This window comes from uncultured Pigmentiphaga sp. (assembly GCF_937950555.1).
Taxonomy (GTDB): domain Bacteria; phylum Pseudomonadota; class Gammaproteobacteria; order Burkholderiales; family Burkholderiaceae_B; genus Pigmentiphaga.
The window spans coordinates 13,604-39,447 of sequence record NZ_CALFCW010000025.1; the positions used below are offsets into that span (position 1 = coordinate 13,604).

Consider the following 25,844-nt stretch of genomic DNA (forward strand, 5'->3'; position numbering starts at 1 on the left):
ACCGGCTGCAACCATGACGGACACGATAGCGCGCCCCATTCACGATTCGTGAATACCCGTTGCCGGGCCACTGCCTAGCGTGCCCGTCTCCGTTCGCCTTACAGTGGCGCACACACTGATAGGAAGGCGGAATGATCGATGTCCTGGTAATCGGCGGCGGCAACGCCGCTCTATGTGCTGCCTTGATGGCCCGCGAAGCCGGCGCCAGCGTCATGTTGCTGGAAGCCGCCCCGAGGGAATGGCGCGGAGGCAACTCGCAGCACACGCGCAACCTGCGCTGCATGCACGACGGCCCGGAAGACGTGCTGGTCGACAGCTACCCTGAAGAAGAGTTCTGGCAAGACCTGCTCAAGGTCACGGGCGGCATCACTGACGAAAAACTCGCCCGCATGGTCATCCGGCACACCTCCACCTGCCGGGGCTGGATGCGCAAGCACGGCGTGAATTTCCAGCCGGCGCTTTCAGGCACGCTGCACATCGCCCGCACCAATGCCTTCTTCATGGGCGGGGGCCGGGCGCTCGTCAACGCCTATTACCGCAGCGCCGAGCGCCTGGGCGTACACATCCGCTACAACACGCCGGTGCACGCACTCGAGCTCGACGGCGACCGATTCGTCGCGGCGTTGACCGAAAACGAACGCATTCCCGCGCGGGCCTGTGTGATGGCGTGCGGCGGCTTCGAGTCGAACCTGCAGTGGCTGCGCGAAGTCTGGGGCCAGAACGAACGGGGCGAATGGCCCGCGGACAATTTCCTGATCCGGGGCACGCGCTACAACCAGGGTACCCTGCTGAAGTTCATGATCGAGGCCGGCGCCGACATGATCGGCGATCCGACCCAGTCGCATTGCGTCGCCATCGACGCCCGGGCACCGCTCTACGACGGAGGCATCTGCACCCGCATCGACTGCGTCTCGCTTGGCATCGTCGTCAACCGCGAGGCACAGCGCTTCTACGACGAGGGCGAGGACTTCTGGCCCAAACGCTACGCGATATGGGGCAGGCTGGTGGCATTCCAGCCTGGGCAGATCGCGTATTCCATCATCGATGCCAAGGCGGTCGGGCGATTCATGCCCCCGGTGTTTCCCGGCGTCAAGGCCGACAGCCTGCCCGAACTGGCGCGCCAGACGGGCTTGGACGAAGCAGCCCTCGTGCGGACGGTGCAGGAATTCAATGCGGCCTGCCGCGTCGGGAATTTCGACCATACCATCATGGACGACTGCCATACGGAAGGCATCACGCCCGCCAAGACCCACTGGGCGCGACCGATCGACACGCCGCCCTATTTCGCCTATCCGCTGCGCCCCGGCATCACCTTCACCTACCTGGGCACCAAGGTTGATGAAAACGCCGCCGTGCATTTCGGCGGGCGCCCCAGCCCCAATCTGTTCTGCGCCGGGGAAATGATGTCCGGCAACGTGCTGGGCAAGGGCTATACGGCCGGCGTCGGCATGTCCATCGGTACGGCCTTCGGCCGCATCGCCGGCACGCGCGCCGCCGAAGCCGCATTGAAACGCACTCACGGAGCACAACTTTGAAGCAGCTCGAGGACCTCGCGCGCGATGCGCAAACCCTGGCATCCGGCATGCAGGCCGCACCCGTACAGTGGCGCACCGACGCCGCCGCGCATCCCGGTTCGTCCGCGCTAACCGCGGACGAAAACGAAGCGGCCCGCGTCCTGCAGATATGCAACGCCTGCCGCTACTGTGAAGGGTTCTGCGCGACGTTCCCCGCCATGATGCGTCGGCTGGAGTTCGGGAAGGCCGACGTGCATTACCTGGCCAACTTATGCCACAACTGCGGCGCATGCCTGCACGCATGCCAATATGCACCGCCGAACGAGTTCGCCGTCAACGTGCCGCGCGCCATGGCCAAGGTCAGGGTGCAGACGTACGGCGATTACGCCTGGCCGGGCTTCCTGGGCCGGCTATACCGCCACAACGGCATCACCGTGGCGCTGGCGACCGCCTTTGCGCTATCGCTCTTCCTGGTGCTGGCCGTCGCCATGAACGGCGGGCTCTGGCACGAGCCGCTCGCGGGCAATTTCTACGCCATCTTCCCCCACAACCTGCTGGTGACGCTATTCGGCGCCGTTTTCGTCTTCGCCATCATCGCGCTCGGCGCAGGGGTGGCCCGGTTCTGGCGCAACGTGTCGCCGGGGGCGGCCACGGCTCCGGCGGTAGCCGAAGCGGCGCACGACGCCTTGCGCCTGAAGTACCTGGACGGTGGCCACGGCAAAGGCTGCAATGAGGAAGACGACGCGTTCACCCTCGCGCGCCGCCGCTTCCACCATTTCACTTTCTACGGGTTCATGCTGTGCTTCGCCGCCACGTGCGTGGCCACCGTCTATCACTACGCCCTGGGGTTGCCTGCGCCGTATCCGTGGACCAGCCTGCCCGTGCTGCTCGGCATCGTCGGTGGCATCGGCCTGTTGGTCGGCCCGGCCGGCCTCTTGTGGCTGAACCTGCGTCGCCACCCGCTGCACGGCGACCCCGACCAGCGCCCGATGGACCGCGGCTTCATTTGCCTGCTGTTCCTGACCAGCCTGACTGGCCTCGTACTGCTCGCCGCGCGCGACACCGGAGCCATGGGCTTCTTGCTGGCGATCCACCTGGGCGTGGTGATGGCGCTTTTCCTCACGCTGCCCTATGGCAAGTTCGCGCATGGCGTCTATCGGTGCGCCGCCCTGCTCAAATGGAGCATCGAGAAGCGTCAGCCCAGCAACACGCGGCTGACTCCGGACTGAGCCGCCCTGCTTCAACCGCGCGTACGCGGCCGGTCCGGCAAACGGCCTGAGGGCGTGGGCCTCACCGCACTTACCGCGGCGGGCTATCCCGCCGCGAGCTCTTCCGCAATCCGGCCAGCTGCCTGCTTGACCAGCTGCACTACGCGAGGCACGTCCACCACTTCCAGGCGCGGCATGTCGATTACGACGGACAACGCGCCCCACACGCCCCCGTCGGCCTTGGGAACCGGCGCGGCAACGGCGGCCAGCTGGGGCTCCAACTCCCCCCGCGAGACGTAGTGCCCCGCGCGCCGGATGGCGGCGTAATACTTGCGGAAAGCGGGCCACTCGGTGGGAAGTCCGGCTCGCGCGATCTCGTCGCGATGGGCGTCGAAGAGTCTGCGCAATTGCGCGGGAGGGAACGAGGCCAGGATGACCTTGGGCGCTCCGCCGCTAAATAGCGGGCGAGGCCGTCCGCGCCCGTAAGCGAGCGTGGCCGGCGCCTTGCCCATCTCTCGATGCGTGTCGAGGATCTGCGAGCCGAACCAGGCTGAGGTCACGCAATCGAACCCCGTCCGCTCAACCAGGTCGACCATGTACGGAATCGCCACTCTCAACAGCGGATCTGCCCGGCGGATGTAGTAGTCCAGCACCACGATCCGCGGCCCCAAGGCATAACGGGAGTCCGCCGCGCGTTGCAACAACCCCGATTCCACGAGCGTCTTGACGTAGCGATACCCGGTGGGCAGGGATACGTCCAGCAGCGAAGCGATCTCTTCGGCGGAGCGGGTCAGGTTGTCTTCGTCAAAGAGATCCAGCACCCGGAGCATGCGCTCCAGGCTGGTGGCGGATTTTTCTTCCATGCGTCATTGGGGCAGTGTCACCCCGGCCGCGGGGAGTCGGGCCGTGATGCGCTCGAGTTCATCGGAAGTTTGAGCCACCCCCATCACGTAGCGATCGGGGCGAAGCACCATGGCCCGCGCACGATGAGCATCGAGCCAGTCTGCTAGTGTACGGTCCGGACGGTCGAGCACCACGGCATCCAGGCTTTTCCAGCGATGCTGGGCGTCCTCCCCAACGCCGTGTATCACATCCGGCACGCCGATGACCGCCAAGCGATTGCCCAACACTTCATCCAGCCATCGCCCATCTTCAAGCCGCGGCTGCGGAAACGGCAGCCCCGCCGGCGGTGGCTCAGCCCCCTGGAGCCCTGGCCCCAGACGCGGGGACGGAAACTCGAATATTTCCGGCCCCCCTGCCTCGAAGCGCCGGTCGCGCTCGCGTGCGGCTTCTGGATCGGTGATCTGGATAATGGCGCCGAGCCGCACGGCCAACTCGACGAACGCCCGCACATGCGGCGCGCGCTCGGACTCATAGCTGTCCAGAAGATCAGCCGCGGCTCGGCCGCGCAACACCGCCTCGAGCTTCCACGCAAGATTCGCGACGTCCCGCATGCCAGCGCACATGCCTTGCCCGAGGAAGGGCGGGGTCTGGTGGGCTGCATCTCCCGCCAGCAACAGCCGTCCCTTGCGCCATCCGTGCGCCAGCACCGAGTGGAAGGTGTACACCACGGCGCGCTCGAGCTCGGCCTGCTCAGGCTTGATCCAGCGCGCGACCAACCGCCAGATCGTTTCCGCGCGGACGAGCTCGGCCGGGTCGTCGCCCGGCATGACCATGATCTCCCAACGCCGCCGGGGGCCGACCACATTGCAGTACGTCATGGGCCGCGCTGGGTCGCAGTACTGGACAGTGTGCCCCGGCAGGGGCAGGTTTTCGTCCTTCAGGATTGCGTCGAACACCAGCCAGGGCTGATGGAGCCCGAGGTCTTCCATCCGGGTGCCCATGGCCTTGCGCACCGTCGACCGGGCACCGTCGCATCCAATGACATAGCGCGCCCGCACCACGCCCAACCGCGAGCCCCCGCTGCCACGGTATGCCACCTCCACCCAGTCGGGCCCTTCCGTCAGCTCGGTGACCTCGCAGCCGAGACAGACCTTCACATTGGAAAACCTCGCCACGCCGTCGCGCAGCACGCGTTCGAGCTCGGGCTGATGGAAATAGTAGTTGTTGGCGCAGCCATGCGGACCGAGCTCCGCGGTCCCGCCTCGTATCAGCAGCGTGCGCCCTTCCGCATTGACGAAATGCATGCCCTGAGTGCCCGGCCGGGCAACGGCCGACACCGCATCCTTTAAGCCGGCGCTCTGGAAGATGCGCATGACCTCGCCATCGAAATGTATGGCCCGGGGCAACGGATAGATGGTCGGGTCTTTGTCGAACACCAGTACGGACAAGCCCGCCAGCCCCAACAGGTTGCCCAACATTGCTCCCACAGGCCCATAGCCGACGATGGCGACATCGGCGACGGAGTCGGACGAAGCAGCGCCGGACAGCGCATGCTCAGGACCGCCATGCCTCATTTCCATGCAAATTTTCTCTCAAAGAAATAATTCTATTGATACTTCTTCATTTTATGGTATCTAATGTACTATTATTCTTGTAATTTGATAATACGAACATAAAAAAATAGGTTTCTACCCAAGACTTTGGAGACTTCTATGAACGCTCTCGTCCGCAGTCTCGTCGCACTCTCCGCCCTTGGGTTCGGGCTCGCGGCGCCACAGGCACATGCCGAGACCTACCCCTCCCGCGCCGTACGCATCATTGCGCCGTTTGCCGCCGGCACCGGCCCCGACGCCAACGCCCGCGAAATCGCTGCAGAACTGACCAAGATCCTCGGGCAAACCGTCTTTGTGGATAACCGGCCGGGCGCGTCGGGCATCATCGGCACGGAGGCCGCTGCCCGCGCCACGCCCGACGGCTATTCCCTCTACATCGGCACCACCAGCACGCTATCGGTGTTGCCCCACCTCTACTCCAAGCTGCCCTTCGACGCAGCCAAGGATTTCACGCCCGTCAGCCTGCTGGGGATCCTGAACACCGGCCTCATCGCGACGCCCAAGCTGCCGGCCAAGAACCTAACGGAACTCCTGAACCTCCTGAAATCCAGCCCGGATGCAGTCCACGTCGCGAGCCAGGGGCCGGGCAGCTACTCCCACCTGTCCGGCGTATGGTTCGGCTTTAGTGCCGACGTCAAACTCAACCTGGTGCCCTACAACAGCAACAGCCCGTACGCGGACCTCCTGGCCGGGCAGATACAGTTGATGTTCGACGGCCTGCCCGCCGCGGCCGGCAACATACGCGCGGGCAAGCTGAAATTGCTGGCGATCACTGGAAAACAGCGGCACCCCACTTTTCCGGACGTGCCCACGTTCGCGGAATCGGGCATTTCGGATTTCGAGCCCATTGCCTGGCAAGGCTTGCTGGCGCCCGCCGGCACACCGAAGGAGATCGTCGAAAAGCTGAGCGAAGCAATGCGCAAGGCCGCGCAATCGCCCGAGCTCGAAGCGAAGTGGCGTTCCTATGGCGGCGAGCTAAAAGGCAATACCCCGGAGGAATTCGCCGCCTTCATCGAGGCCGACCGCGCGATGTGGGGCGCAGTCGTGCGCAAGGCCAACGTCAAGCTGGATTAACGCACGCTATTGATGAAGACGGGCCGGCGACGAATGCGCCGCGCCCCGCCCGGATCAAGCTGGCTGCGCCTTCGGGGCAGGCCTGGCGGCTAGCGGACCTTACTGCCCTTTCAATCCCAGCTTCTTGATGAGCGGCGCCCACCGCTGGAGTTCGTCGTCCATGTAGCGCCGGAACGCCTGCGGCGTCGTGGCGGCCGGCTCCATGTATTGCGCTTGGAGCTTCCTCGCAACGTCCGGGTCTTTGAGCGCCGCGATGAGCGCGTCGGAGAGTCTCTTCTGGATCTCTGCGGGAACCTTGGCCGGCGCAACAAAGCCTATCCAGGCCGACCCCTCTATGCCCGGCACGCCGGCTTCGCCCAGCGTCGGGATATCGGGAAGCAGCGCCGAACGCTTGGATGAGGTGACGGCCAGCGCCTTGAGCCTGCCGTCCCTGACCATGGGCATGACGGCAATGGGCGGCAGCGCGGCGAACTGGGTGTCGCCGGACAGCAGCGAGGTGAGCGCTGCGGGAGAAGACGGGTAGGGCGCGTGGACGGCAGAGGCTCCGATCCGTTGCAGCATCAGCTCCACCGACAGGTGAGAAACCGTCCCGGCGCCGGTGGAGGGAAAGTTGAAGCGGTTCGAGTCCTTCTTGAGCGCTTCGAGCAATTGCGCGACGCTGCCGATGCCGGAAGAAGCAGGGACGACCAGCACATTCGGTTGATGCACCGCCAAGGTGAGCGGTGATAAATCCTTGGCCGGATCGTAAGGCAGCGAGTCGAACAAAACGGTGTTGTTGACCAACGGTCCGGTGATCGAGACGCCGAAGGTGTACCCGTCGGGTACGGCTTTGGCGATGGCGTTCGTGCCGATGTTGCCGCTCGCGCCGGGACGATTCTCTACTACGACAGCCTGGCCAAGCAACACCCCCAGCTTGTCCCCTACGACCCTCGCGACCTGGTCCGGGCTGGAGCCGGGCCCGAAAGGCACGATGACCTTCAGCGGCTGCGCTGGCCAGGCTTGCGACTGGGCCATGGCGGGCAATAGGCAGGCCGCGGCCGCCAGCCCGCTCACCGCAACGGCTCTCCATGTTTTACGCATCTCCATCCTCCGTGCTGGTCATGTCGTCGTGATATTGCTGCTCGGCGGCGATGAATGCCGCGACCAGTGCCCGGTAGGCCGCCTCGACGACGTCCTCCAATCCTTCGAAGCCCCGGTTGTGACGAGTGGCCAAGGCGCGCACCTTGGCAAACACCTCCGCCTGGCGAGCCGGCGCACTTACCTGGAAAGCGTCCTTCTTGAACCGGGCCGCATCCTTCACGTACATCGCCCGCTGCGCGAGCAAGGCCACGATTTCGTCGTCCAGCCGATCGATGTTGGCGCGCACTTCGGCCAAGGATTTGCACAGAGGCTTGTACGATGGATCTTTATAGGCCCGCAGCGGACGGCCGTCGGGATCGGGTTCGCGCATGTTCGTCTCCTGTCGCCGGCACGGCACGGCGCGTGCCTCGTTCTTATATGTTCTTGTAGCGTTCTACGACGGCTAGCCGAGCTGCAGCCAAATCCGCCCACCCTCTACCTTGAGCGGATACGTCTTGACATCCTCAGTCAGCGGCGCACACAGGGCCTTGCCGCTGCGCACGTCAAACTTGCCCTGGTGCAAGGGGCATTCGATTTCATATCCTTCCAGGTAGCCGTCACACAGGCGCGCCCGCCCGTGCGTACAGAAATTATCGGTGGCGTAATACTCGCCCTCCACGTTATAGAGTGCCACGTCCTTGCCCGCCACCTGCACACCGATCACTTCTTCCTCGGGAAGGTCGTCGATGGCGGCCACGTCGATCCAATCAGCCATAAGCACCTCAAATTGGATAAATCAAAGAATTGGGAATCAACTCGGTATCGAAGACGCAAGTCCGCGACTCGAACTTCAAGCCGCCTGTTGTTCGGCGGATGCGATCGATGTAGCGCCCCACGTTGAAAACCGTCGATTCCCCCGTCGGCTTCGTCCGGAACACGGCGTAGTTCGCCTCGACCTCCAGCACGTCGCCAACATGCTTAAGGATGCGCGGAAGTCCGCACACATGACGCTGATAGTATGGATCATGGAACAGTGTCTCGGTAATGCCGTATACCCGATCCTTCAGCATCGCCTTGCTGACGAGGTAAAGCGTCGCGAGGGGCAGTCCCCGGTCAAAGTTTTCCCGCGGTTGGATCTTGTATTCGCATTCGTCCAGGAAAAATTCCGGCCACTCGTTCCAACGCCCCGTGTCCAGCACGGCAGCATAGTCGGCATGTAGCCTAGCTACGTCCAGCAACGCATCCGTCGTTTCCATTGCATTCCTCCACTGCATCGGGCCGCCTGGCATCGGTGGCAGACCATCGAGCGTGCCTGTCTCCATCCGTTACCGATCAGGCGCGAACCCCATGACCCGGCGCCAGTAGTCGTACATGCCGCGGATCAATGTTTCCGTGACCATGTGATCGGTATTCTCGACCCCCCTGCCACCCAACTCTGCGAGCGCCCGGTGATAGGGTTTCTGCTCGAAGCCCCGCTGCGAGAACTCGACCACCTCGCCGTCGTCGGCCGAGACGAACCCGGCCGGGCCGAACAAGTTGGCCTGCAGGAGCCGCCGCTGGATCATCTCCGGCGTGTCATCTTCGAACGCGAAATGGGTCCACACGAAATCGAATGAGCCGTGTCCATTGGGCTGTATGTGCCGGGTCGAAACGCTGTTGACTTGCTGCTGAATGATGAGGCTCGGGAAGATGGTCATCATCACGGCGGTCGGCTCTCCCCACCAGGGTTCATGCACGATGTCGAGCAGGCGCTTGTCGTTGATTTCCATCGATTCCTTGAAGCTCGTGACGCCGGCCGTGACCTCGGACTTCACGCGTTCCGAGCCGCGCGTGGAAATCATTGCCGCGTGCCGGAACTGCTCGTCCATCTTCAACTCGGACTTGTTGTCCGCCCGCCATAGCCCGTAGGTAACGAACCAGGTGTGAAGCAGGCCCGGGTGATAGGGATCCTTGATGTTCTCCTGCATCAACTTCCAGTTGCCAGGAATGCGCTGTCGGTTGTATCCCAGCAGCTTGAGCTTGCGTCCGTTGAACAGGCGGTCGAAATAGCCCAGGATCACGGGCCCGAGGAATTCCTCGAAGGACGGGACGTCGTGGTCGAAGGAAGCGAATACCACGCCGCCGCGCGTCGCGACCTTGAGCTTGTTCAAGTTGTGGTCCGAGGTCTGGAAATCCGCCGGCATGCCGCCGTTGACCCTCCCGCCCTGTTTGACGCCCCGCCGGAAAGGCACGCCCTGCAGGTCGCCCGCCAGCGTGTAGCTCCACTGGTGGTAGGGACACACGAGCTCCTTGCGGTTGCCGCTGCGCTCCCTCATGAACTGCACGCCGCGATGCGCGCAAACGTTTTCGATCACGTGGATGGCCCCATCTTCGGCGCGGGTCATGATGACGGACCGTTCGCCGATTGCCGTGCGCTTGAAGTCACCGGGGTTGGGGACTTCGGCCTCGAGGCCTACGTAGTTCCAGTGTCCGGAATAAAAAAAGCGCTCCAGCTCTTTCTTGTAAAGCGATTCGTCGGTATAGGCCCAGAACGGGATGCGGCTGGAGCCGCTGTCTATCCATTCGAGTTCGCGAGGGAAGACAGTTGTAACCCCCATGCTTGCCTCCTTCCTGATGGCGACGTGTCTCCGTCTTTGGCATAGTCGTTCTCGACGGGACGAGTATAGGAAGCAAGCGCTTGTTTATATATAGAATGCAGTGAATATTAATAATCACTGCCGTGAATGGTGCGGACCATGGAACTGAAAGACATCGACCTCAACCTGCTCGTGGTCTTCCATCAGTTGCTCATGGAGCGCAAGGTCTCCGCCGCTGCCGAAAAGCTCGGGCTGACGCAGCCTGCAGTCAGCAACGCCCTGAACCGACTCCGAAAATTGCTGGGGGACGACCTTTTCCTACGCACCACGCGCGGCATGGAACCGACGCCATATGCGCGCCAGCTGGCCGGGCCCATCGCCGATGCGCTCGGTGCCATTCGCGACACGCTCAACTTCCGTAGCACCTTCGACCCGGCCACCAGCAAACGTACCTTCACCATAGGGATGACCGACATCGGCGAAATCTACTTCCTGCCACGACTGATAGAGCGCACCGCACGCCTGGCGCCGGGCATCTCGATCAACACCGTGCGCAATACGGCCGTCAACTTGCGAGACGAGATGGAATTGGGGCACGTGGACCTAGCCATCGGCCTATTGCCGCAGCTCAAGACCGGTTTTTTCCAGCGGCGGTTGTTCACCCAGCAATACGTGTGCATGTTCCGGCGCGGCCATCCGCTCGACGGCCGCAAGCTGACACTAGAGGCCTTCTGCAAGGCCGACCACGTGGTGGCGGTGTCGGCCGGCACCGGGCACGGACTGGTCGATGACTTCATGAGGAAAAAAGGGATCGAACGCAACATCCGGCTCACGGTCCCGCATTTCGTGGCGGTCGGCCACATCCTGCAATCGACCGACATGATCGCCACAGTCCCGGAACGCTATGCCGCGGAATGCCTAAAGCCGTTCAGCCTCAAGGCGGTAAGCCACCCGGTGGCCCTGCCCAGGATCAGCATCAATTTATTCTGGCACGCCAAGTTTCACCGCGAACCGTCGAACCAGTGGCTGCGCACGCTCATCTTCGACGTGTTCGCGGACTGATGCTCGGCGGTGGATGACTTCGCCTCGACGCTTCTTTCAATCCCGCTGGTTGCTCGCTTGTGCCGCAGGTTTGTGACTATCTTTGTCGCCGCGGTTGAAAAGCATGGACACCTTGACCAGCAGGTAGATAAAGCCCACGATCGCCACCAGCACGCCGCCGAAAACCAAGAATGTCGTCATGAGTGCACCTCCTAGATTGAGTTGCTTCAGTCTAGGTGAGCAAGCAGGTCTTGAAGCCGCCCAAGGGTTACTATCCGGCAAGGCGGTAATTAGCGTCGGTGGCCGTTTCATGGGAAAGGGCGCGCGAAAGGCGCATTACCATGTCGCAAGAAACGGCCCCAGGCCTCCGGGAAGGCGAGCGCTTGAAACCGGTTCGCGCGCTACCTATGGATCACGACATGAGCGACGCATCCCCTCGCATCGCGGTACTCGGAAGCTTCATGCAGGCCTGCTGCTGGCGCGTGGAACGGCTGCCACGTCGCGGCGAGACGCTGCAGGCCGCGGCGTTTTCGTCGGAGCCTGCAGGCAAAGGATTGAGCGTCGCGGTCGGCTGCCATCGCCTGGGCGCAGCCGTCGATCTCATCCTCGCCGTGGGAAACGACGCGCCGGCCGATTCGCTGCTGCTGCAGCTGCAGCAAGAGGGGTTGCATCAGCGCTATGTCCACCGGCTTGCCATGCCCTCAGGCCACGGCGCGGGATTCATCGACGCCGCCGGCGACAACCAGATCGTCGTGCACGGCGGTGCCAACGCAGCCCTCAGCCCCCGCGAGGTCGCCGGGGCAGAACCGGCCATTGCTGCCGCCTCCCTGGTGTATGCACAATGGGAAATTCCACCCCATACCGTACGCTTCACGCTGGAAATGGCCCGTTCGCGGGGCGCAACGACTGTCCTCAACCCTTCCCCATGGCAGTCCGTGCCACCCGGCTTCCTAGACTGCGCCGATGTGCTGGTCGTCACGCTAGGTGCCCAGGGTAGCCTTGCCTGCCACCGGGACGGCACGATGCACCTCGCCCCGCCGCTGGCCGTCGAGCCGGTAAAGACGATAGGCGCGGGCGATGCATTCAGCGCCGGGCTATGCCTGGCCTTGGGACGCGGTGAACCCATGACGGCCGCCCTAAGGATGGGCAATGTCTGCGCCGCGCTGTCCATTGCCCGACCAGGCATACTTTCTTCCCTGCCTCGCAGGGAAGAGCTCGATGCATGGCTCAAACCTGCAGCCTGAGGCGATACGCATAGGCGTCGCCGCGGAACGTCCCTTCCACATACTCGACGAGCACGTTGTCCACGGAATGCGAACGGCGCTTGAGCAGCAGGCACGGGGACGGCTCGGCAAAGCCGAAGACGCCGGCCTCTTCCGCTGAGCTGAGCACCGCCTCGACCGACTGGTCCGCCCACGCCAGCTCGATGCCGCAGTGCTCGTGCAGGTACGCGTAGGCGGATCCCTGCCCGTCCCAACCGGCCAAGGCGGGTGCCACTGCCAGGTCGTACCACGCCACTTCGCGCGACATCGGCACGCCGTCGGCCAGCCGCACCCGCACGAGCTTGAAGAATTCGGCGTTCGATACCCTGCCGAAAATGGACGCCACCGTACGGTCCTGGACCACGGCACACTCCAGCACCCGGGTTGAAGGCTCGAGCCCGAGCTCCCGCATTTCTTCCGTGAATCCACGCAGGCGCTGCATCGCCGGCGAGACCCGCGGCGCGGCCTTGACCACCGTGCCCCCCCTGCCCTGGGAGCTTGCGAGTGTCTGCGCCTCACGCAGCGCGTCGTAGCACCGCTTGACCGTCGTGCGGCTGATATTGAGCGCCTGCGCCAACACGCGTTCAGAGGGCAGCCCGCTCCCGGGCCGCAACTCGCCCGCATCGATCAAGGCCTGAATCTGCCGTTGCAATTGAATGTAGTACGGGGTGGTGACGGCGTCGTGCAGCCGCAGGCGCGACAGCAACAGTTCCAACACCGGATCGCCGGAAGCGGACTCACGCACGGGCTCGGGCATAAATGGTCGGGCAGGTTCAGAGAGAATATTGTGACGCTTCTTGCAATGGACTCAAAAAAAGAATCCAATATACCGTTAAAAAGGTGCCAAAAAAAGGTCCATAATCTGATCCCGGGAGTCAGGCTTCCCAATGAGCGTCTTCTTTCTCCTGCCGCGGCTATCGGGTTGGCGCCGCCCGGCGTTCCCGGCACGCATCGCGTTGGCCATGGCATGGATGGCAACGGCGATGGGCGTCTGCGCCGAGCCCCTGATCCGCATCGGCGTCCTGCCCGTCGAAAGCCCGTTGGAGACCCGCAATGCCTGGACCCCATTCGCCGAGGGCCTGACCGCGGCCGTAGGCACGCCAACGCGGCTCGTCGCGCCCACGTCCTACGATGCCATGATGCAAACCCTGCGGCAGGGCGGCATCGACCTGGCCGTCCTGTCGGGAAGCATGGTCGTCGATACCGTCGCGCACCACGGCATGACGGTCATCGCCCGCGCCCTCCCCGCCGACTCCTCGCGCCATCGCACCGTGCTCGTCGCCCGGCGCGGCGCAGCGCCCGCCACGCTCGAGCATATGCTGCGGCAGCCTGGACGCTGGAAGCTGGCGCGCGGAGAAAGCCGTTCTCTGTCGGGCTACCTGATTCCCCAGTCGCAGCTATTCTTGCCGCGCGGTCTACGCATGGAGGCATTCTTCACCGCCGAGGTCCCGGGCGGCCCGCAGACCAATATGCTGGCAGTCGCCAACGGCGAGGTCGACGTAGGCATCACGACGGGCACGGAACTGGCACGCTTCCAGGAACGGTTTCCCAATGAGGCTGCGCGCATTACGGTTCTGTGGCAGTCCGAACCGCTTCCTGCGGCGCTGGCGGTGGTCCGCAAGGGCTTGCCGGACAGCTTGCGCATGCGCCTGGCGGCGCACCTTGCCGACCTGGGGCGCAGTCCCGCCGGAAGGGAGGCATTGCGACGCAGGCATGCCTTGGCGGGCTTCGAGCTCGCAGGCGATGATGCAATACTTCCGCACGCCTACTTGATCTATCGACTCGAACGGCAAAGCGCGCTGCAGGGCCGATGGACCGACGAATCCGCCCGCACGACGAGGCTCATGCGCATCGATGAGGGTTATGCGGCCCTGCGGGCCTCCCTGGCCGAGAAGCAACGGCCGGCGCACTACGTCATGCCGTCCAGTCACGCCCGCTGAGCCGGGCCACGGGCCTGGCACAACGGCGACTCGCAATTCCTATATAGTCTACTGGCAGAAGAACCGACCAGGATGCCGATGGACGAGCGAGCGGCCAGGGACGTGGTTCTGGCCCATGCCATTGAAGCCACCGACCACAACCACCAACTACTTCGCGCTGAAGAACTCCGCCAAGCCAGCCTCAGCGCCCGCAACATGGGCGCCTTGAAACGGCCCCGCGATACCGGGCACAGCGCCGCCGACTCCTTTCTAGGCGCGCGGGCCGCCCTGCTACTAGATGCCCTGGAAAAGCGCATGCCTAGCGTCGGTGCCATGCGGCGTCCACCGCGCCTCATGCGGCTCGCGGGATGGATCGTGCCAATGGTGGCGTTGCTGGCGGGCGCCCTCACCGAGCGCATCGCCAATCCCCATCGCATGGACCTGCTCTCACTCCCCCTACTGGGGGTGATAGGTTGGAACGTGTTGATGTACGTACTCCTTTTCGCCTCCGCGCTTCTGCCTCTGCGTGGGCTGCGCCGCCTACCGTCGGCTGCCTCCCGGCTATCCGAAATCTGGATGCGCAGGCAACGGCATCCGCCGGCGATGGCTACGGCACTTGTCCGTTTCTCCGCCGACTGGCGGCGCCTGGCCGCGCCGCTCGACCTCGCCCGCATCCGGCGGGCACTTCACTTGTCCGCAGCGCTGTTCGGCATGGGCGTCGCATCGTCGCTCTACGTGCGCGGCCTCATCGTCGAATACCGGGTCGGGTGGGAAAGCACCTTTCTCGATGCCGGGCAGGTACATGCGATTCTGCGCGTGTTGTTCGCCCCCGCAGCATGGTTGCTCCAGTTACCCGGGTTCTCGCCGGACGAGATCGCGGCCCTGCGGTTCGGGACGGACGGAGGTACCCCGGCCGGCGCACGCTGGGTGCACCTGTACGCCGCGCTGCTCGGGGTCGTGGTGATCATTCCCCGGCTGCTGTTGGCGGCGGCCGCACACTGGCGGGTACGGCACCTTCGCCGGAACTTTCCGCTCGACCTCGGCCTTCCTTACTATCGCAAGCTGTTGGGCGCGCTGAGCCCGACGCCATTGCGCTTGCGGGTGATCCCGTACAGCTTTGCCGTCGACGCCCGCCGCAGCGACGCGTTGCAGGCCGTGGCGCGCTCCCTGCTCGGAGAAACCGCGCAAGCCTCGATCATGCCCACCCGGGAGTACGGCTCCGATGCGGATGACACCACACTGCCAACCTCCCCAGGCGAAGCGGCCACGCTCACCGCAGCCCTCGTCAACCTGGCCGCGACGCCTGAGGCCGAGAACCATGGAGCATTCCTCGATTCCCTGAAACAGGCGCTCCCGGGCAAGGTCGTGCTGCTCGTCGACCAGTCCGCCTATGCCGCCCGTCTGGCCGCCCAGCCGGATGCGGCGCGCCGCATCCAAGAGCGCAAGCGCCTGTGGCAGGATTTTGGCGACCTGCACCAAGTGCCGGTCACCTTCGTCGACCTGCTTCTTTCCCCGACCGATGCCTGATCATCCCGTCCGCATCCAGCTCTGCCTCGTTTCCCACACCAACGTCGGCAAGACCACGCTCGCCCGCACCTTGTTAGGCGCAGACGTGGGCGAAGTACGCGACGCCGCGCACGTGACGCAGACAGCGGACGCCCACCTGCTGCTCGCGGACGAGGAGGGCGATACCCTCTACCTGTGGGATACGCCCGGCTTCGGCGATTCAGCCCGGCTGGCCAAGCGCCTGGAGCTGGCGGGAAATCCTCTGGGTTGGTTCCTGACCGAAGTCTGGGACCGCGTCAGCGACCGTGCATTCTGGCTCAGCCAACGTGCCCTGCAAGCAGCCCGGGATAACGCCGACGTGGTGCTCTACTTGGTCAACGCATCCGAAGACCCCCAGGACGCCGGCTACGTGGCCCCGGAAATGCGCATTCTGCAATGGCTGGACAAGCCCGTCGTCGTGCTGCTCAACCAGATGGGCGCGCCGCGCCCTGCCGCGCAGGAGCAAGAGGACATCGCCCGCTGGGCGCGCCACGTCCAGCCCTACGGCATCGTGCGCGAAGTCGTGCCGCTCGACGCCTTCGCACGCAGCTGGGTGCACGAACGGGCGCTGTTCGACGCCGTGCGGACATGTCTTCCGACCGAAAGCCAACCCGGCTATGCGCGCCTTGTCGCGGCCTGGGAAAAACGCAACCTGGACCGTTTCCGTGCCTCGATGGCGCTGCTTGCCCGGCAAATCATCGCAGCGGCGCGCGATGCCGAACCCGTGAAAGAGGGCTCTCGCATCCAGAATGCGCTCGGCACGTTGGGCCTGGGCCGCGCGGTATCGGACGCCGCGCGCGAGGAAGCCATGCAGGCGCTCACGGCGCGCCTGACGCGCATGGGCAGTGAAACGACGGCCAAGCTGCTCTCGCTGCACAGGCTGCAGGGCGGTGCCGCCGAGCAACTCAACCAGCGGCTGCGCGAAAACTTCGCCTTCACCGAACCGGTCAATGTGAAACAGGCGGGCCTGCTCGGCGCCATCGCCTCCGGCGCCGCCACCGGTGCGTCCGCGGACCTTCTCGCCGGAGGATTGACGCTGGGCGGCGGCATGCTGGTCGGCGCCGTCGTGGGGGCCGCCACGTTCGCGGGAGCGGCCTGGGGCATCAACAAGGTCAAGGGCCAAGACCGGGCCAAGGCGCGGCTGACGAACGATTTCCTCATCGCGCTGGCGACCGCGGACCTCTTGCGATATCTCGCCGTCATCCACTTCGGTCGCGGACGCGGCAATTACGTGCAAGGCGAAGCCCCGGCTTTCTGGCGGGAAGAAGTGGAAGCCGTGGTCCATGTGCGAAGCGGCTCACTGCTACGCATCCTGGACCGCGCGCGCGAAGCGGAAGAACCAGGCGAAGCCGAGGCCGAGCTTGCCGGCGTGCTAGAGGACGCCTGCCTGCAAGTCTTGCGGAAACTCTATCCGGGGGCGCCCCTGCCGTCATCGGCCCGCTGAGCCGCTCGCGCTAGGCAGCTTGGCCGCCGGCAAGCCCGGGCGCGGGCTCCGGCGAGGCCGGTTCCCGGGAGGAAGCGATCACGATGCGGTCGCGGCCCAACGCCTTGGCCCGGTACAAGGCCGCGTCCGCCCGGCCTATCAGGTGCGGCAGCGAGTCACCTGCCCGGTACTGGTCGACGCCGGCGCTGAACGTCACCACAAGCCCTCCCTGCTCCTCAGTGTTTCCGGCCTGCGCGACCAGAGTGCGCAAGCGATTGAGCAGGATCAAGGCATCGGAGGCCGACGTATCGGGGCAAAGCAAGGCGAACTCCTCTCCGCCCAAGCGGCCGAACACGTCGCCCGCGCGCAGGTTGGCCGTCACTGTCTTGGCGAAACGGGCGAGGACCTCGTCGCCCCGGGCGTGGCCGTACTGGTCATTGATGCGCTTGAAATGGTCGAGATCGACCAGCGCCAACGCCAATGGACGTCCTGTACGGGCCGCCGTTTTCACGGCCGCTTCCGCCTGCGCCATGAAGGCCCGCCTGATGAGCAGGCCGGTCAGCTCATCGAGGCTGGCGAGCCGCTCCAGCCTCTCTGCCAGCCGGTCGTGCGCCAACAACACCATTCCGATCGACAGCCACGGCAGCGTGAGAATCGCCCATGCGAGAAAAACCACGCTGACCAGCGTCGACTGCATGATGACGAGGGTCGCCTGCAGCAAATCGGCCTCCGGGGCCACGCCGGCGCCATAAATCAACCCCCGCCCCACGTGTCCCGCCGCGCCGAGAAAAGCGCCGATGGACACGAACCGATAGGCATACTGCCGGCGGGCTCGCGGCCGGGCCCGGAACACTACCCACCCGATCATGCCGTAAACGTATGCGTGGAACGCAGAAACCAGCACGATGCGCGTGGCGATGTCCGGCTCGACGTAGGTCCAATAAAGCAGCCCCGCGCACAGCACCAGCCACGCCACATATTCAGGCTTCGAGGATGAAGGCGCACCGCCAAAAAACTGGCGGCACCCCTGCAGGATGACCATGCCGGCGCCCGAAAGCGCCACGTTGGCGCCAACGACCGTCAACCAAGGGGGGGCATGGCCCTGCAAGGCGTACAGGACCAACGCCAACACGGCGAGGATGCTCGCGGCGAACCACCGTCGTACGCCGGGGATTCCCGTGCGCAGCAGCGACCCCAGCACGGCCAAACTCATGACCGCGGAAAAAATTGTCACCAGGATGATGCTGATCGCATCCACCATGCGCCAGGTTCACCCGCGAGTCCCGATGAGGGATCGGCTAGAAAGTCGTCAGGGCACCGTCCGATCCGAGTTTGAACGCCAGCCGGGGGCCGGCGAGAGACGCGAAACACAGCCGAAGGCTCGGCATGTCCGGTGCAGCGTCGAAGGCCGGCTGATCATATAGCATTTTCGCCGAAGATAGAGCATTTTCTGCGACACAGTGGCGAGAATAACGATGCATTTGCATCTCGAAAAGGCACGATGGACGCTACCAAGAGGACAGACGCCGGCCCGTTGAGAAGCCACAAAGGCAACCACGCCAACTCGAAAACGGGACTGGGAGTGCAATGGGCGTCCCGCACTCCCGTCAGGTTTTAATCCGTCTTGATCTTGGCAGCCTGCACAACCGTGCGCCAGCGATCAATCTCCTTACGCTGGAACGTCCGGAAAGCATCGGGCGGCATGCCGTCAGGGTTCGCCCCCTGCGCAATCAGCCGCTTCCTAACCTCGGGCTGCTTCAGGATATCTGCCGTCTCCCGATGCAATCTCGCCACGATGTCTCCAGGCGTACCGGCCGGCGTGAACATGCCGTACCAAGCGTTGGCTTGGTAATCGGGCAATCCCGATTCCGCCACGGTCGGCACCGCTGGCAAGACAGGGCTGCGTTCGCGATCGCCCACGGCAAGCGCGCGCAACGCACCGTTCTGGATATAGGGCAAGACCAACGGCAGGTCTGCGAACATAATGGGCACCCGGCCGCTGATCAGATCTGGAACCGAGCCCGCACTTCCCTTGTATGGCACATGGACCATGTCAACCTTGGCGAGATACTTGAACAGCTCGCCCGCCAAGTGCTGTGACGCCCCGACGCCTCCCGACGCATAGCTCACCTTGCCCGGCTGTTTCTTCAAATATGCGATGAGTTCGCCGACATCCTTGGCAGAGACGGACGGGTGCACGACCAGCACCAGAGACACCGACGCCACGAGCGTAACCGGGGCGAAGTCTTTCACGGTGTCGTATGGCATGGAAGCGTAGATCAGGCTGTTAGTGGCATGCGTTCCGATCGAGCCGATACCTAGCGTGTACCCATCCGGAGCCGCCTTGGCCACCGCATCGGCGCCGATGTTTCCTCCCGCCCCGGCGCGATTTTCCACCACCACGGGCTGTCCCAGGCGCGAGCCCAGTCCATCGGCTACGGTTCGCGCCAACATGTCACTTGATGCGCCAGCCGCGAACGGGACAATCATCTTGATGGGGCGCTCAGGATAAGGACCAGACCAGGCGGAAAGTGGAATGTTCAAGAAAACTAGGGAAAACGCGGCAAGGGATCGATTCATGATTTGTCTCCTTCCTCGTTGTCTGTGCGACGGCCAGGGCACCCGGCGCAAGTCAGGAAGCCCAACCTGGCAACTTATCGTTTAGTACACGCCGTCGATGACCGCACCCTGCGCCCGCAAGCGTTCCTGCAGCGCCTTGACCGGGAGCTGGCGCGGATCGGGGTCGCCTCGTTCGGCGCACATTGCTGCAGCGGTGCCAACGGCCTGCCCCATGGCCATGCACGGCCCCATGGTTCGCGCCGTGCCCATGCCTTCGCGCGTCGCAGACAAGCACCGGCCCGCCACCATGACATTCTTCAATCCCTTGGGAAGCAAGCACCCGAACGGAATGTCGTAAGAGCCACCGTTGGCGATGGGGATGCGAATCTGGGTCGTTCCCGATTGATGGATGTCGACGTGCTGCGCCCCCTTGGCAACGACTGTGTCTGGGTGCTTGCGGCCCGAAACCACGTCCTCTTTGGTCAAGAGGTAGTCCCCCATGATGCGGCGAGTCTCTCGGACGCCCACCCTGGGAGCCAGCCCGGAGAACACGGAGTTCTCGAAACCGGGCAGGCAGCGCTTGACGAAACCGTAGGTTTGCCAGACCTGCTCCATCAGCGTTCCGACCGTGGCGCTCAGTGCTGCAGTATCAGTGCCATCAATGTTGCCGCCCACGCGCGTCGCATTCACGCACACTTCCTTGCGCGCCTCCGAGGTCGGCTGAATCATGATCAGTGCAGTCGGCGGCAAATCCCCACGGCGAATGGCGTCTCCCAGGAACGGGCCTTCACTTTTGAAAAATAGGGAGGGCTGGCCTTGCTTGACGAGCAAGTCGACTAACTGCTCATCCGTTTTATCGCCCCGAATGTAATCACTTTCGCCGAGTGCAAGAGAGTCAGGATGCTCACGCGCGAACCGCAGCAGTGCCCCACTATCGACATTGGCCACGCGGAACATCAAAGACACTGGCTGCAGATCTCCGCTGGCGTCGCTCAGCTCGAACGGCGCCCCAGCCTGCACCGCAAGATCGCCGTCGCCCGAACAATCCAGAAAATGATCGGCCGTCACCAGGGTGCGCCCGCTCTTGTTGAGAACCACTAGGCCCGTGACGACACCGTCTTTGGCCACGACGTCCTCGGCAAACGAATTGATCCAGCATGTCACCCCATACCGCGACAGCACGCGCATGATCGCGATCTTCATGACTTCGGGGTCGACGCATACGTAGCAAATGAGCCGATAGTCGTGGACGGGCCCGATGAAGCCGTTCATCTGCCTGCACTCCTCGAACAGTTCGTCCGAAATCCCACCGACCACATACTCGCCACGTGCATTGAGCACGCCATCTAAAGACATTCCGCTAAGCAGCTCGCCACCCAGCATGGGATTAGCTTCGACGATGAGCGTCTTGCGGCCATTCTTGCCGGCCGCGGCGGCGGCAGCCACGCCGGCAGCCCCACCCCCCAGAACCACGACGTCGTAATGAGCGTAGTTCAGCTTTTGCGCCATATCGGTCTCCTTGGATGCAGCTGAATTTTGAGTGGCTAGATTCGCTGACTGAATCAGTCCACAATATGGAATACAAAATTAAGCGACTGATACTCGAGTACGCAGACCAGTTTGTTTGCGCCACAGTTTTGATGTCAATATGAATCCACAATATGGAAATTAAGAGCTCGCCCAAAGGCACCCAAAGCATTGAGCGCACGATTCAAATCCTGAAAAAAGTGGCGTCCCGCAATACGGCGGGGATCACTCTGGCGGAGATCGCACGGGAAACAGGACTCAAACCGCCCACGGCGCACCGCATACTCGCTTGCTTGGCGGAACACGGCTTATTGATGCAGCGCGGACCAAAGCGCGAGTACTTTCTCGGCATGCTTGCCTACGAACTGGGCCTTGCGGCCAACTGCCACTTCACGTTACGGGAGTTGTGCAGCCCAGTGCTGAATCGTCTGGCCCGCATAACTGGCGACACAGTCTTTCTAACCACCCGCAGCGGCGTCGACAGCGTAGTCATTGAGCGCGCAGACGGGAGCTACCCCATCCGGGTGCTGACGCAGATGGTCGGCGAACGTCGCCCGCTAGGCAGCACCGCGGGCGGCCTAGCGCTGCTCATGGCCATGCCTGAGGCCGAGCGCAATGATGTCATCCGGAAGAACCGACACCGCCTCAACCAATACGGCAACCTGACGGAATCGTTGCTCAATAGCATGGTGGAGCGGGCCTCCAAACTTGGCTACGCGCTCAACGAAGGGCAGATCCTGCCCGAAGTGACGGGCATAGGCGTCGTCATTCCGACCTTATTGGGCAGCCACTATGCCGCCCTGAGCATCGTTGCGCTCAACAACCGGCTACAAGGAAAACGGAGGGAGGAAATTGTGGCCATGCTGAACGCCGAAGCGGCAAAGCTGGGGCGAACGCTGGCCGATGCGGGAATGGGTATGCATCCGTAAACGAGTCCATGCGGACCACCTTGGGACAGCCATGCATGGTGGAGAGCGCACGGCGGGGAGCTTCCGTCTTCCCCACTCTTCCCTTACCATGACGCGAACTTGGCGGCCGCACCGGATAACACGAGCGCCTCGAACGGAGCCCCCCATGAGCTTGCGCATTTGGCATCAGAGCCTCACGGTCCTCGACGATCTTGGTCCCTACAAAGACGCACTGGCAGAGCACTTGCAACGCGTAGCCTCGCCCGGCACGGAAATCGTCCTTCATGGCATGCGGCCGGGGACGTACCAATCGGAATACCCCGGCACCGACATCCGTCACTACGGCTTGCAGGCCCTGCACGGATTGCAAGTCATCCAAGCCGGCCTAGAGGCCCAGCGCGAAGGCTATGATGCCTTCGCCATCAGCACCTTGCCGGATACCGCACTGCGTGAATTGCGCTCGCTACTCACCATACCCGTGGTCGGCTACGGGGAATCGGCGATGCTGACGGCTTGCCTGCTCGGCGCGAAATTCTCGTTCTTGGTGTTCGTCCAGGAACTCGGTGAGCTGGTCGCCGACAACGTGCGTCGCTACGGGCTGCAGGAGAGATTGTGCGGCATCTCCGACGTGGGATTCCGCTTTCATGACGTCCTGCGGGCCTACGGCGACCCGGCACCCCTGATCGAACGCTTCCTGGCGGCGGCGCGCCGCGAAATCGAACGCGGCGCAGACGTGATCATCCCCGGCGAAGTCCCGCTTTGCGTGTTACTGCTAACGAATGGCGTCACCAGCGTGGATGGCGCCCCCATCCTGGACTCGCTGAGCTGCTGGGTCAAACACGCCGAGATGCTGGTCGGCCTGCAACGGCAGGGCATAAGCGGCAGCCGGCGCGGGATTTTCCGGAACCCTCCTGCTGCGGAGCGGATCGAGGAAGTCTTCAGGTTCTACCGCGATTTTCTGTAGCGGACATCATTTCTGCCCTTTGCGATCGGCTCAACCCACATCATCCGTCGCGTGTGCTCCTAAGCTGAGTTAATAACTCGGCAGCACTTCCTTCGCGTCACGCTTTAATCCATCAGCTCCGCACCACGTGCATCCGCACACCACTCGTCCTAGTGGAAAAAAGTCCGCACAACCCCTAAGATTCCGCCCGCACCGTATCCCCGAGACCTCCGGCCGTCGCACCTCCACAAGGATCACCGGCAGGAGACCCTGTTCGCCCACGCCATGAACAGCGCGCGGCTTTCCTCAAGCTCAACCGTGTGCACGAATGCTTGGACGAAAGGGAGTCTCCGGAGGACCGGGCCGCGGCTCGGCCATCGGCTCTTGGAAGCCGATGCCACCTAGCGGGAGCCGCGCGGCATCACCATAACGACACGCCCTCCGCCGCGGCCGGCGCGGGGTAAACGGCAGCTCGGGGGGCGCCAATGCAGTCTCGTCTCATTCCGCGCAGCATGCGCATCGGCCTCAGGGCATCCGCGCTCTGGGCCGTCGCTATTGGACTCTTCGCCTTCGAGGTCCATGCCACCCGACCGATGATTACGGACGATGCAGGCCTCATCGAACCCAAGACGTGCCAGTTCGAAGGTTGGGTCCAACTCAACCGCGATAACCGCGAAACTTGGCTCATGCCTGCCTGCAACATCACCGGTAACCTGGAAGTGACGCTGGGCGGCGGCCGCACGCGCGAGAATGACTCGATTCTCAGCACCGACCTCGTCGCCCAGGTGAAGACCAATATCAAGCCGGTGGATGTCAACGGCTGGGGCATGGGTTTGGTCGCAGGCATCGGCCGCCATCGCAGGGCAGACGGCAGCCCGCGGGACTGGTACGCCTATGTACCGATCAGTTTTTCCTTTCGCGACGATGCCGCGGCCGTCCATGCCAACCTCGGCTGGATCCGGGAAGGTGAGACGCGGCGCAACCGCGCGACCTGGTCGCTAGGCACCGAGTTCCGCGTCACCGAGACCACTTGGATGATCGCGGAAACCTTCGGCCAAGGCGCGGACCGGCCATATTTCCATGTGGGCTTTCGCTATTGGCTGGTTGCCAACCGCATCCAGCTCGACGCCACGTACGGCCACGGCGGGACGCGGGACGAACGGTGGATCTCAATCGGCGTACGCCTGCTCACGGGGAGGTGGTTCCGCTGACCCGCATCTTTCGGGATACTGTCCCGATTTTCGATGATGCGTCCGGAAATTGGGGAAGGCGTCCCATTCCATGGCAAGCTAGCTGCTTGTCTGGCTACCTCAAGTCGGCGCCGAGCTTCCGGCTGCCGCGGCTACCGCAATGAGCGACCCCGAACCCTCGCATGCAACCGCGGCCATGGGCGCCCGCACCCCCGCAGCATCCCTGCGCCTATGCATCGCCGCCTGCGCATCCGCCCTCTTGGGCGCATGCGGCGGCGATGGCGCCTCGACCGAATCCCGGGTGCGCTTGGCTGCCGAATACCTGGACACGCTGGTACCGCAATGGATGGCACGCACCGGCGTCCCGGGCGTCGCCGCAGCCCCTGGAAAACTACACGGGCCGCTACGCCAACGCGTACTACGGCGAGGCGACGGTGCAACGCAACGAAGGCACGGGCGAGTTGGAGCTCATCCTGGGGCCGGCCCACGTACGGCACCCGCTCCGCCACTGGAGCGGAGACCTGTTCGTGTTCGAGCCCCTCGGGGAAAACGGACCGCCGGGGTCGGTTTCCGCGGTAGAGTTCGGAGCCGGGGAGATGCAGGTTGAATACTACGGAGAGGACCTGGCCAAAGGCCGATTCGCTCGGGTCGAACTAGACGGCTAGGCGTGGGTCCCGCCCGTCCAGGCGCAACCGGCCCCGTCAGGTCGAGCGGGTCAACCGCGCGAATGAAGCCAGCATGGCCGCCAGCGTCCGGGCTTCCGGCGTGAGCTGCTGGCTCGCCTTGTGGACGAGCGCGATGGAATAGCGGCGCACGGGCCGCTTCAACGGCAGCGCCGTCAACAGGCCCTGCGCCAACGGATGCCGTACCACGCTGCGCGGCAATCGTGCCAGGCAGTCCGACTCGATGAGCATGGAAAGCACGCCGAAAAGCGAATCGGTCACGGCGGCGATGCGAGGAGCACCCAGGGATTGTTCCTGGAACAGTTCCCAGATGGTTTCGTCGTGCGCGCCGGGCAAGTCCTGCTCTCCCAAGATCACCCAGTCGCAGTTCACAAGCTCGCTCAGCTCGGTGGCGCTCGCCAGCGGGTGATTGCTCCGCCCCACCACCACCGACTCGGTTTCGATCAGCACGTCGACGTGCATGTCCGAAGCGTCGAAGTGCAGTGGAATCCTCGTCACCGCGAACTCCAGTCGATTGTCCCGTACGCCCGCGACCAGCTCGGTTGCCACGCTCTGTTTGAGTTTCAGCGTCACGTCCGGCTGGACTCGCCGAAAATCGGCGAGCACGGCGGGGACGAATTTCAGCGTCGGCTCGATGGACACCCCGAGCCGGACGCATGGGGCCCGCGGCTCACGGACCCGCCGCAGCCATTCCTCTGTCCGGTTGGCTTCGAACAAAACAGATCGTGCGTAGCGGACGAATTCCTCTCCCTGTGGGGTCAGGATGACGCCCTTGGCATGCCGCTCGATCAGCGACACCCCATGATCCTTTTCGAACCGGGCCAGGCTTTTCGTCAGCCCGCCTTGCGACACATGCAGCGCCCGGGCGGCGGCGCGAAAACCGCCATGTTCGACCACGGCCATGAGATCGCGGAGTTGTTGTAGCGTCATCTTGGGATGCATGGCGGTGGAAAGCGT

At 63.8% G+C, this 25,844-nt stretch carries 25 protein-coding genes; 12 read left to right on the forward strand and 13 right to left on the reverse strand.

Translation table 11 applies throughout. The features are described 5' to 3' along the window. Positions 1-131 precede the first annotated feature (131 nt). Both tcuA and tcuB read left to right on the forward strand, forming a co-directional pair. On the forward strand, positions 132-1,535 hold the full coding sequence (gene tcuA, locus Q0319_RS06280; protein WP_296467464.1) for an FAD-dependent tricarballylate dehydrogenase TcuA: 1,404 nt from the start codon (positions 132-134) through the stop codon (positions 1,533-1,535). Next, positions 1,532-2,743, forward strand: coding sequence for a tricarballylate utilization 4Fe-4S protein TcuB (tcuB, locus tag Q0319_RS06285; RefSeq protein ID WP_299451460.1), 1,212 nt, complete (start codon positions 1,532-1,534; stop codon positions 2,741-2,743). The genes tcuA and tcuB overlap by 4 nt, the downstream gene beginning before the upstream one ends. A gap of 83 nt (positions 2,744-2,826) precedes the next feature. Here the strand turns inward: tcuB and Q0319_RS06290 are convergent, their stop codons facing one another. Both Q0319_RS06290 and Q0319_RS06295 read right to left on the reverse strand, forming a co-directional pair. Further along, a complete protein-coding gene (locus Q0319_RS06290; RefSeq protein WP_299451461.1) occupies positions 2,827-3,585 on the reverse strand; it encodes an IclR family transcriptional regulator in 759 nt (252 codons plus the stop codon). Positions 3,586-3,588: 3 nt separating this feature from the next. Then, positions 3,589-5,145: a bifunctional 3-(3-hydroxy-phenyl)propionate/3-hydroxycinnamic acid hydroxylase gene (locus Q0319_RS06295; protein WP_299451462.1), complete on the reverse strand. Its 1,557-nt coding sequence runs from the start codon at positions 5,143-5,145 to the stop codon at positions 3,589-3,591. A 132-nt stretch (positions 5,146-5,277) separates the two neighbouring features. Between Q0319_RS06295 and Q0319_RS06300 the strand changes: the two genes are divergently transcribed. Next, positions 5,278-6,252 carry a tripartite tricarboxylate transporter substrate binding protein gene (locus Q0319_RS06300; RefSeq protein ID WP_296470363.1) on the forward strand — a complete coding sequence of 325 codons (975 nt, stop codon included), beginning with the start codon at positions 5,278-5,280 and terminating at the stop codon, positions 6,250-6,252. 99 nt (positions 6,253-6,351) lie between these two features. Here Q0319_RS06300 and Q0319_RS06305 read toward each other — a convergent pair whose 3' ends face one another. The 5 genes from Q0319_RS06305 to Q0319_RS06325 all read right to left on the reverse strand — a co-directional run bounded on the left by Q0319_RS06305 (position 6,352) and on the right by Q0319_RS06325 (position 9,908). Continuing rightward, a complete protein-coding gene (locus tag Q0319_RS06305) occupies positions 6,352-7,266 on the reverse strand; it encodes a tripartite tricarboxylate transporter substrate binding protein (RefSeq protein ID WP_296470366.1) in 915 nt (304 codons plus the stop codon). Positions 7,267-7,324: 58 nt separating this feature from the next. After that, positions 7,325-7,702 (reverse strand): chorismate mutase, encoded by a 378-nt coding sequence (locus Q0319_RS06310; protein ID WP_296470359.1) that lies wholly within the window; start codon positions 7,700-7,702, stop codon positions 7,325-7,327. Between the two features lie 72 nt (positions 7,703-7,774). Then, positions 7,775-8,086 (reverse strand): non-heme iron oxygenase ferredoxin subunit, encoded by a 312-nt coding sequence (locus Q0319_RS06315; RefSeq protein ID WP_296470357.1) that lies wholly within the window; start codon positions 8,084-8,086, stop codon positions 7,775-7,777. 7 nt (positions 8,087-8,093) lie between these two features. Continuing rightward, positions 8,094-8,567: an aromatic-ring-hydroxylating dioxygenase subunit beta gene (locus tag Q0319_RS06320; RefSeq protein WP_299451463.1), complete on the reverse strand. Its 474-nt coding sequence runs from the start codon at positions 8,565-8,567 to the stop codon at positions 8,094-8,096. 69 nt (positions 8,568-8,636) lie between these two features. Beyond that, positions 8,637-9,908 (reverse strand): aromatic ring-hydroxylating dioxygenase subunit alpha, encoded by a 1,272-nt coding sequence (locus tag Q0319_RS06325; RefSeq protein ID WP_299451464.1) that lies wholly within the window; start codon positions 9,906-9,908, stop codon positions 8,637-8,639. A gap of 138 nt (positions 9,909-10,046) precedes the next feature. Between Q0319_RS06325 and Q0319_RS06330 the strand changes: the two genes are divergently transcribed. Beyond that, positions 10,047-10,949, forward strand: coding sequence for a LysR family transcriptional regulator (locus Q0319_RS06330; protein WP_296466460.1), 903 nt, complete (start codon positions 10,047-10,049; stop codon positions 10,947-10,949). A 36-nt stretch (positions 10,950-10,985) separates the two neighbouring features. On the opposite strand, the gene Q0319_RS06335 is transcribed toward Q0319_RS06330, so the two are convergent. Continuing rightward, positions 10,986-11,129, reverse strand: coding sequence for a hypothetical protein (locus Q0319_RS06335; protein WP_296466457.1), 144 nt, complete (start codon positions 11,127-11,129; stop codon positions 10,986-10,988). A 218-nt stretch (positions 11,130-11,347) separates the two neighbouring features. Between Q0319_RS06335 and Q0319_RS06340 the strand changes: the two genes are divergently transcribed. Next, entirely contained in the window at positions 11,348-12,172 is an 825-nt protein-coding gene (locus tag Q0319_RS06340; protein WP_299451465.1) for a PfkB family carbohydrate kinase, read from the forward strand. Here Q0319_RS06340 and Q0319_RS06345 read toward each other — a convergent pair. Further along, on the reverse strand, positions 12,156-12,935 hold the full coding sequence (locus Q0319_RS06345; RefSeq protein ID WP_296466452.1) for a GntR family transcriptional regulator: 780 nt from the start codon (positions 12,933-12,935) through the stop codon (positions 12,156-12,158). The two genes, Q0319_RS06340 and Q0319_RS06345, sit on opposite strands and share 17 nt — an antisense overlap. Positions 12,936-13,077: 142 nt before the next feature. On the opposite strand from Q0319_RS06345, the gene Q0319_RS06350 reads away from it, so the two are divergent. From Q0319_RS06350 to Q0319_RS06360, 3 genes are all read left to right on the forward strand, one after another. Then, positions 13,078-14,130, forward strand: coding sequence for a phosphate/phosphite/phosphonate ABC transporter substrate-binding protein (locus Q0319_RS06350; RefSeq protein ID WP_299451466.1), 1,053 nt, complete (start codon positions 13,078-13,080; stop codon positions 14,128-14,130). Positions 14,131-14,208: 78 nt separating this feature from the next. Continuing rightward, on the forward strand, positions 14,209-15,636 hold the full coding sequence (locus tag Q0319_RS06355) for a DUF2868 domain-containing protein (RefSeq protein WP_299451467.1): 1,428 nt from the start codon (positions 14,209-14,211) through the stop codon (positions 15,634-15,636). Further along, entirely contained in the window at positions 15,629-17,098 is a 1,470-nt protein-coding gene (locus Q0319_RS06360; protein ID WP_299451468.1) for a GTPase domain-containing protein, read from the forward strand. The genes Q0319_RS06355 and Q0319_RS06360 overlap by 8 nt, the downstream gene beginning before the upstream one ends. Before the next feature lie 10 nt (positions 17,099-17,108). Here the strand turns inward: Q0319_RS06360 and Q0319_RS06365 are convergent, their stop codons facing one another. The 3 genes from Q0319_RS06365 to Q0319_RS06375 all read right to left on the reverse strand — a co-directional run bounded on the left by Q0319_RS06365 (position 17,109) and on the right by Q0319_RS06375 (position 21,145). After that, positions 17,109-18,338: a GGDEF domain-containing protein gene (locus Q0319_RS06365; RefSeq protein WP_299451469.1), complete on the reverse strand. Its 1,230-nt coding sequence runs from the start codon at positions 18,336-18,338 to the stop codon at positions 17,109-17,111. A 353-nt stretch (positions 18,339-18,691) separates the two neighbouring features. After that, positions 18,692-19,657 (reverse strand): tripartite tricarboxylate transporter substrate binding protein, encoded by a 966-nt coding sequence (locus Q0319_RS06370; protein ID WP_299451470.1) that lies wholly within the window; start codon positions 19,655-19,657, stop codon positions 18,692-18,694. An 81-nt stretch (positions 19,658-19,738) separates the two neighbouring features. Next, positions 19,739-21,145, reverse strand: a complete 1,407-nt coding sequence (locus Q0319_RS06375; RefSeq protein ID WP_299451471.1) for an FAD-dependent oxidoreductase — start codon at positions 21,143-21,145, stop codon at positions 19,739-19,741. A 152-nt stretch (positions 21,146-21,297) separates the two neighbouring features. Between Q0319_RS06375 and Q0319_RS06380 the strand changes: the two genes are divergently transcribed. From Q0319_RS06380 to Q0319_RS06395, 4 genes are all read left to right on the forward strand, one after another. Beyond that, positions 21,298-22,092, forward strand: a complete 795-nt coding sequence (locus tag Q0319_RS06380; protein WP_299451472.1) for an IclR family transcriptional regulator — start codon at positions 21,298-21,300, stop codon at positions 22,090-22,092. Positions 22,093-22,237: 145 nt separating this feature from the next. Further along, positions 22,238-23,035, forward strand: a complete 798-nt coding sequence (locus Q0319_RS06385; RefSeq protein WP_296466435.1) for an aspartate/glutamate racemase family protein — start codon at positions 22,238-22,240, stop codon at positions 23,033-23,035. A gap of 464 nt (positions 23,036-23,499) precedes the next feature. Continuing rightward, positions 23,500-24,225 (forward strand): hypothetical protein, encoded by a 726-nt coding sequence (locus Q0319_RS06390; protein ID WP_299451473.1) that lies wholly within the window; start codon positions 23,500-23,502, stop codon positions 24,223-24,225. A 257-nt stretch (positions 24,226-24,482) separates the two neighbouring features. Beyond that, the gene (locus Q0319_RS06395) at positions 24,483-24,869 is read left to right on the forward strand and encodes a DUF3471 domain-containing protein (protein WP_299451474.1); all 387 of its coding nucleotides are present in this window, start codon (positions 24,483-24,485) and stop codon (positions 24,867-24,869) included. A 36-nt stretch (positions 24,870-24,905) separates the two neighbouring features. Here Q0319_RS06395 and Q0319_RS06400 read toward each other — a convergent pair whose 3' ends face one another. Further along, a complete protein-coding gene (locus Q0319_RS06400; protein WP_299451475.1) occupies positions 24,906-25,817 on the reverse strand; it encodes a LysR family transcriptional regulator in 912 nt (303 codons plus the stop codon). Positions 25,818-25,844: the final 27 nt, after the last annotated feature.

Coding starts and splice junctions, on each gene's coding strand:
- Q0319_RS06315 (WP_296470357.1), bottom strand. CDS start 8,086: ATGGCTGATTGGATCGACGTGGCCGCCATCGACGACCTTCCCGAGGAA.
- Q0319_RS06330 (WP_296466460.1), top strand. CDS start 10,047: ATGGAACTGAAAGACATCGACCTCAACCTGCTCGTGGTCTTCCATCAG.
- Q0319_RS06395 (WP_299451474.1), top strand. CDS start 24,483: ATGGCGCCTCGACCGAATCCCGGGTGCGCTTGGCTGCCGAATACCTGG.
- Q0319_RS06320 (WP_299451463.1), bottom strand. CDS start 8,567: ATGGAAACGACGGATGCGTTGCTGGACGTAGCTAGGCTACATGCCGAC.
- Q0319_RS06380 (WP_299451472.1), top strand. CDS start 21,298: ATGGAAATTAAGAGCTCGCCCAAAGGCACCCAAAGCATTGAGCGCACG.
- Q0319_RS06360 (WP_299451468.1), top strand. CDS start 15,629: ATGCCTGATCATCCCGTCCGCATCCAGCTCTGCCTCGTTTCCCACACC.
- tcuA (WP_296467464.1), top strand. CDS start 132: ATGATCGATGTCCTGGTAATCGGCGGCGGCAACGCCGCTCTATGTGCT.
- Q0319_RS06335 (WP_296466457.1), bottom strand. CDS start 11,129: ATGACGACATTCTTGGTTTTCGGCGGCGTGCTGGTGGCGATCGTGGGC.
- Q0319_RS06385 (WP_296466435.1), top strand. CDS start 22,238: ATGAGCTTGCGCATTTGGCATCAGAGCCTCACGGTCCTCGACGATCTT.
- Q0319_RS06355 (WP_299451467.1), top strand. CDS start 14,209: ATGGACGAGCGAGCGGCCAGGGACGTGGTTCTGGCCCATGCCATTGAA.
- Q0319_RS06290 (WP_299451461.1), bottom strand. CDS start 3,585: ATGGAAGAAAAATCCGCCACCAGCCTGGAGCGCATGCTCCGGGTGCTG.
- Q0319_RS06370 (WP_299451470.1), bottom strand. CDS start 19,657: ATGAATCGATCCCTTGCCGCGTTTTCCCTAGTTTTCTTGAACATTCCA.
- Q0319_RS06325 (WP_299451464.1), bottom strand. CDS start 9,908: ATGGGGGTTACAACTGTCTTCCCTCGCGAACTCGAATGGATAGACAGC.
- Q0319_RS06365 (WP_299451469.1), bottom strand. CDS start 18,338: ATGGTGGATGCGATCAGCATCATCCTGGTGACAATTTTTTCCGCGGTC.
- Q0319_RS06310 (WP_296470359.1), bottom strand. CDS start 7,702: ATGCGCGAACCCGATCCCGACGGCCGTCCGCTGCGGGCCTATAAAGAT.
- Q0319_RS06375 (WP_299451471.1), bottom strand. CDS start 21,145: ATGGCGCAAAAGCTGAACTACGCTCATTACGACGTCGTGGTTCTGGGG.
- Q0319_RS06400 (WP_299451475.1), bottom strand. CDS start 25,817: ATGACGCTACAACAACTCCGCGATCTCATGGCCGTGGTCGAACATGGC.
- Q0319_RS06350 (WP_299451466.1), top strand. CDS start 13,078: ATGAGCGTCTTCTTTCTCCTGCCGCGGCTATCGGGTTGGCGCCGCCCG.
- Q0319_RS06340 (WP_299451465.1), top strand. CDS start 11,348: ATGAGCGACGCATCCCCTCGCATCGCGGTACTCGGAAGCTTCATGCAG.
- Q0319_RS06390 (WP_299451473.1), top strand. CDS start 23,500: ATGCAGTCTCGTCTCATTCCGCGCAGCATGCGCATCGGCCTCAGGGCA.
- Q0319_RS06295 (WP_299451462.1), bottom strand. CDS start 5,145: ATGGAAATGAGGCATGGCGGTCCTGAGCATGCGCTGTCCGGCGCTGCT.
- Q0319_RS06300 (WP_296470363.1), top strand. CDS start 5,278: ATGAACGCTCTCGTCCGCAGTCTCGTCGCACTCTCCGCCCTTGGGTTC.
- Q0319_RS06305 (WP_296470366.1), bottom strand. CDS start 7,266: ATGGCCCAGTCGCAAGCCTGGCCAGCGCAGCCGCTGAAGGTCATCGTG.